Here is a 3,515-nt window from a genome sequence, read left to right as displayed (position 1 = left end):
CGGGGGCGGGGCGGGGCGGGCGGGCGGAGCAGCGGCGGCCGGCGCGGCCGGGCGGGCCGCGGCGCCACCGCCCTGGCCCTCGATCTGCTGCAGGCGGAAATCCAGGTCGCCCTGCAGCTTCTCCACCCGGTCGCTGAGCTGGCGGTTGCGGAATTCGCTCTCCTCCAGCCGGCCGCGCAGGGTACGGGCATCCTCCTCCAGCCGCTGCACGCGCTCGAGCAGGCTGCCGACCACCTCCCCCTGCGGCCCGGCCGGGCGGGCGGGGGCGATGGGCACGGGGGCCACCGCGCCGCCGCGGCGGAGCTGGTCCAGCTCCTGCCGGAGCTGCAGGATCTGGTTCTGCAGGTAGATGCCCTCCCGGCTCTCGGCCTGGGCGGCGGCCCGGTGCGGAGCCAGGGGGACGGCCAGGGCGAGCAGCAGCGGCAGGGCGGCAGCGGGCGGGCAGCGCATCAGCATCTCTCCGGTCGCGCCGGCTCACCGGGCCGGGTCGGGCCCGGCGCGGCGCCGGCGGGGGCTGGATAGCATCGCCGCGCCGCCGGCCGAAGATGCTCCCTCCGTCAAACAGAGGGCCCGGGGCGACGCCCCGGGCCCTGTTCGTCCCAGCCTCCCCCAACCCGCCGGCCCGGTGCCTTTCCGCGGCCTTGCCGTGGAAGGCCGTGCGAGCCGCCGGTCGTGAGGGGTCCGGGGCTCCCGCGCAGCCGCGCCAGCGGCTGCGTGGGGCGTCAGCGCACGACCGTGACGGCGCGGCGGTTCTGCGCCCAGGCTTCCTCGTTGGAGCCGAGGGCGGCCGGGCGATCCTTGCCGTAGGAGATGGTGGAGATGCGGGCGCCGGCGACGCCGCTGGCCACCAGCACGTCGCGGGCGGAATTGGCGCGGCGCTGGCCGAGGGCGAGGTTGTACTCGCGGGTGCCGCGCTCATCGGCATGGCCTTCCACCTGCACGGTGACGGCGGCGTTGCGCTGCAGCCAGCCGGCCTGCCGCTCCAGCGTCGGGCGCTGGTCGCCACGCACGGAGGAGCTGTCGAAGTCGAAGAAGACGCGGTCGCTGCCGGCGGAAGCGATCAGATCCTCCTGGCTGCCCGGGCGCGGACCGCCGGCGCCCAGGTTGGCGTTGCCGGCGCCGGTATTGGCCGCGTCGGTGGTCGATTCGCAGGCGCCAAGCAGGGCCACCAGCCCCACCACGCCAAGCATCTTCAGCTTCGTCATGTCTCTCGATCCTTCCTCATCCGGGGCGGTCTCCGCCCAGGTGGCTACTCTCCCGGGCTGCCGGGACCGGCTGCCCGACCTGACGACACTCTGCGCGTCAACGCCTTGCGACATGGCAAAGGCGGTGGCGGCAGGGCAGCGCGTGGCTGCGGAAAATACGCCGGGGCCGTTACAACCCGCCGGGGAGTAGGGTCAAGCAAAACGGGCAACATCGTGGCATTTCTGCACGTAACATCTGGTTGCCGCCCTGGGCTGCGGCAGAAACCCTGCGAATTGGCGGGCTTCACGAATTTCTGCGGCGTGTATCGCGGCCGATCGGACCGCAACGGAATCTCCGGCGCGCTCTCGGCCGGGCGGCGCGAACCGGCCGATGGCGCGGCCCCTGGCGGCGCGACACAGGCGGCTTGCATCCGCGGCCAGGGCCTCGGTCAGTGCCCGGTGCCGCTGGCATCAAGGCGCCATCAACCCCCGCCACGGCAGGCTGCGCAAGGCCCAGGGACGTCGGCGGCTCCGCCCCTCCCTGGCGAAGCCGCGCGGCGGCCTCGCCGGGGGACACTCTCAGGCCAGCAGCGGCGACCAGGCCGGGTCGGTGGCGTCGGTTGGCGTCACCACCTGGCGCTCGTTGAAGCCGGCGATGTCGATGCTGGCGATGCGCGCGGAATAGCCGTTGCCGCGGGAGTCCCGCGCCGGGCTCTCCCGGTAGTACATCATCACGCGGCCATTCGGCGCGAAGGTGGGCCCCTCCATCTGCCAGCCCTCGGAGAGGATGCGCTCGCCCGAGCCATCCGGCCGCATGACGCCGATGGCGAAGCCGCCGCGGCCGAAGCGGGTGAAGGCGATGAGGTCGCCGCGCGGCGACCAGACCGGCGTCGCATAGCGTCCGCTGCCGAAGGAGATGCGGCGGATGTTCCCGCCCCCCGCATCCATCACATAGAGCTGCTGGTCGCCGCCGCGGTCCGAGTTGAAGACGATCTGCTGCCCATCCGGCGAGTAGCAGGGCGAGACATCGAGGCCGCTGCCGGAGGTGAGCTGGCGCTCCCGCCGGGAGGCGAGATCGACGACGTAGAGATTGGCATCGCCGCCGCGCGTCGAGGAGAGGATCACGCTGCGGCCATCCGGGCTGAAGCGCGGGGAGAGCGTCATGCCGCGGAAATTGCCCAGTACCTCCTGCCGTCCGCTCTCCAGGTTGAACAGGTAGACCCGCGGTTCGTTGCGGAAATAGGACATGAAGGCGATCTGCTGCGCATTCGGGTGGAAGCGCGGCGTCAGCACCTGGAAGGTGCCATCGGTCAGGAAGCGGTGGTTCTCGCCATCCTGGTCCATGATGGCGAGGCGCCGCACCCGGCGGTCCCGCGGCCCGCTCTCCGCCACATAGACCACGCGGGTGTCGAAATAGCCCTTCTCGCCCAGCAGCCGCTCATAGATCACGTCGGAGATGAGGTGGCCGATGCGGCGCCAATTGGCGGTCGCCGCGCTCAGCAGCGTGCCCTCGAGCTGCGCTTCCGGCAGCACGTCCCAGAGCCGGAATTCGACGCGGAGCTGGCCGCCCTGGTCGATCACCCGGCCGGTGACCAGCGCCTGCGCGCCGATGACGCGCCAGTCCTGGAAGCGCGGCGTCTGCGCCGCGGCATCCGGCGTCTGGATGAAGGCGGCGCGCTCCACCGGGCGGAACAGGCCGGAATTCTTCAGGTTGTTGGAGATGACGCGCATGATGTCCCGGCCGTAGCGCGCGGCATCGCCGGCGCCGGCGAAATCCGGCAGGGCGATCGGGATCGGGTCGGTGCGCGCCCGCGTGATGTCCACCACCGAGCTCTGCGCGCGGGCGAGCTTGCCGAGCGGCGCAAGGGCAAGGGCGGTGCCGCCGAACAGCGCGGCGCGGCGGGACAGCAGCGGCAGGTCCATCGGGCTCATCTCTGGCCAGTTCCCCCAGTAAGCTTCAGCGCAACCCGAGGTCGCGCGGATTGAAGCGGAACACGGTGTCGCGCAGCGCGGCGAGCCGGCTCGGCGGCAGCGGCAAGGGGTTGCAGCGCGGGTCGAGCAGGGCGCGTCGCGCCGCCTCATAGACGGAACGCGCGCGAGGGTCGCTGGGTGGCGCGCCATTGGAGGTGACGTTTCGGACAGTGCCGCCCGCATCCACCACCACCTTCAGCTCCACCACGATGTCGCGCACGCCAAGCCCGCCGCCATCGACCGACCAGCATTCGCTGATCTTCTCGGCGAGGCCGGCCTTCTCCCCGGCGGTCAGCGCGGCGGTGCCGGTCGGCGCGCCGCCGCCCCGCTGCGGCGCGCCGCCGGGCTGGCTCGGCCGGG

The 3,515-nt window shown here is 72.7% G+C and carries 4 protein-coding genes; all 4 read right to left on the bottom strand.

Annotation, left to right across the window (positions count from 1 at the left end; genetic code table 11):
• Positions 1-450, bottom strand: a 450-nt coding sequence (locus NJ376_RS28300; RefSeq protein WP_305880030.1) for a YbgF trimerization domain-containing protein, incomplete at its 3' end; no start/stop codon positions are given.
• 272 nt (positions 451-722) lie between these two features.
• Positions 723-1,205 (bottom strand): peptidoglycan-associated lipoprotein Pal, encoded by a 483-nt coding sequence (gene pal, locus NJ376_RS28295; RefSeq protein ID WP_252956689.1) that lies wholly within the window; start codon positions 1,203-1,205, stop codon positions 723-725.
• A gap of 558 nt (positions 1,206-1,763) precedes the next feature.
• Positions 1,764-3,116: a Tol-Pal system beta propeller repeat protein TolB gene (gene tolB / locus NJ376_RS28290; RefSeq protein ID WP_370288768.1), complete on the bottom strand. Its 1,353-nt coding sequence runs from the start codon at positions 3,114-3,116 to the stop codon at positions 1,764-1,766.
• A gap of 25 nt (positions 3,117-3,141) precedes the next feature.
• The coding region (locus tag NJ376_RS28285; protein ID WP_252956688.1) for a cell envelope integrity protein TolA at positions 3,142-3,515 on the bottom strand (374 nt) is incomplete at its 5' end.

It is taken from the genome of Siccirubricoccus soli (assembly GCF_024178315.1).
In the GTDB taxonomy this organism is placed as follows: Bacteria; Pseudomonadota; Alphaproteobacteria; order Acetobacterales; family Acetobacteraceae; genus Siccirubricoccus; species Siccirubricoccus soli.
The sequence above is the reverse complement of the archived record's forward strand: the minus strand, read 5'-3'. Positions and strand labels throughout refer to the sequence as shown.

Bases quoted from the DNA above. Each gene is read 5' to 3' on its own strand.
- tolB (WP_370288768.1), bottom strand. From the start codon at position 3,116: ATGAGCCCGATGGACCTGCCGCTGCTGTCCCGCCGCGCCGCGCTGTTC.
- pal (WP_252956689.1), bottom strand. From the start codon at position 1,205: ATGACGAAGCTGAAGATGCTTGGCGTGGTGGGGCTGGTGGCCCTGCTT.